The sequence below is a fragment of the Methylobacterium sp. WL103 genome (assembly GCF_008039885.1).
Lineage (GTDB): Bacteria > Pseudomonadota > Alphaproteobacteria > Rhizobiales > Beijerinckiaceae > Methylobacterium > Methylobacterium cerastii.
In genome coordinates, this window is the sequence record NZ_VRUX01000999.1 from 1 (window position 1) to 971 (window position 971).

The 971-nt window shown below is 73.3% G+C and carries 1 protein-coding gene and 1 pseudogene; both read left to right on the forward strand.

Annotation, left to right across the window (positions count from 1 at the left end):
* The first annotated feature begins 69 nt into the window (after positions 1–69).
* Complete coding sequence (locus tag FV222_RS27310; protein WP_147764157.1) at positions 70–729, forward strand: HAD-IA family hydrolase; 660 nt, start codon at positions 70–72, stop codon at positions 727–729.
* Positions 730–771: 42 nt separating this feature from the next.
* Positions 772–971, forward strand: a pseudogene (locus tag FV222_RS27315) (ATP12 family chaperone protein); the annotation flags it as partial.

Sequence of the window (971 nt, forward strand, 5' to 3'; positions counted from 1 at the left end):
CGCCCGCCCCGATGACGGCGCCCGCGCCAGCCGAGCGCAAGCCGTGAGGCGGCCCCGCCGTCCCGGCGCGTGAAGCTCGTCGTCTTCGACGTCGACGGCACGCTGGTCGACAGCCAGCACCTGATCGTCGCCGCGCAGGGCACGGCCTTCGCCGAGAACGGCCTGCCGGCGCCGAGCCGCGCCGAATCGCTCTCCGTGGTCGGCCTGTCGCTGCCGCAGGCCTTCCGCCGCCTCGTCGGCGACGACGGCCCGGTCGCGGCCCTGTCGGAGAGCTACAAGCGCGCCTTCAACGCGCTGCGCCTCGACCCGGATTACGAGGAGCCGCTCTTTCCGGGCATGGGCGAACTGATCGCGCGCCTCCACGCCCGCGACGACGTGCGACTCGGGATCGCCACCGGCAAGTCGCGGCGCGGCGTCGACCACCTCGTCGCCTTCAACGGCTGGGAGGGTTGGTTTTCCACCACCCAGACCGCCGACGACGCGCCCTCCAAGCCCGATCCGGCGATGCTGAACCAGGCGATGGCGGAAGCGGGCGTCGGCCCCTCCGCCACCGTGATGGTGGGCGACACCTCCTACGACATGGCGATGGCGGTGGCGGCCGGTGCCGCCGCGGTCGGCGTGGCCTGGGGCTACCATCCGCCCGGCGCCCTGTTCGGCGCCGGCGCCGTGACCGTGGTCGAGACCGCCACGGCTTTGGGCGACCTGTTCCGCGACCCCGCGGAGCGCTGAGCGGGCTCGCGAAACCACGCGCGATCCCTTAATCTCCGAGCCATGAGCGACGACGTCACCCAAGATTGGCTGGGACAGCCTTCCGACACCCCGCGCCCCGACCCGATGCGGGCGGTGCGCGACCACGGCAAGCCGGTGCTGCCGAAGCGCTTCTACAAGGAGACCGGGTTCGCCGAGGGCGAAGGCGGCTTCCGCCTGACGCTGGACGGGCGCCCGGCCAACACCCCGGCGCGCAACCCGCT